This is a genomic window from Streptomyces sp. SID13726, assembly GCF_010548375.1.
Classification (GTDB): Bacteria; Actinomycetota; Actinomycetes; order Streptomycetales; family Streptomycetaceae; genus Streptomyces.
Genome location: NZ_JAAGLY010000497.1, coordinates 1 through 432 on the forward strand (window position 1 = coordinate 1; position 432 = coordinate 432).

Here is a 432-nt window from a genome sequence, read left to right on the forward strand (position 1 = left end):
CGGCGAGGATGCGGCGGACGCTGTCCATGGCCCATGCGTAGCCGCGGTCGAAGCGGTCGGTGGCGGAGTCGGGCCTGATGGCCTGGTGAAGGGCGGCGAAGATCTGCTCGGGGGTGAAGGGCACGTCAGGTCCTTGGGGTCGGGGTGTGGGTGATGCGGATGTCGTCGTCGGGGAGCCCGAAGTGGACGGCGAGGGCGTCGACGGCCCAGCGGAACTCTTTGGCAGTGCCGATGAGGGTCTCGTCCGGGGTGAGGACGGCGTAGTTCGCGCTGGCGTAGGTGGGCTCGAGGCGGACCAGGCCGCCGACGCCATAGGCGGGGAAGTCGACCTGGTCGGTGAAGTCCTCGGCTGGGCCGTACGACGTGGTGACGGCGTCGCTGGGGGGCAGGTCGCCGGTGGCGATGATCCCGCAGCGGCGCGCGGGCCGGACG

Annotated in this window: 1 protein-coding gene; it reads right to left on the bottom strand. The window is 71.5% G+C overall.

Annotation, left to right across the window (positions count from 1 at the left end; all coding sequences use genetic code 11):
• Positions 1-125: 125 nt before the first annotated feature.
• Positions 126-432: hypothetical protein (locus tag G3I78_RS48775; protein ID WP_164437087.1), on the bottom strand; the 307-nt coding region annotated here is incomplete at its 5' end.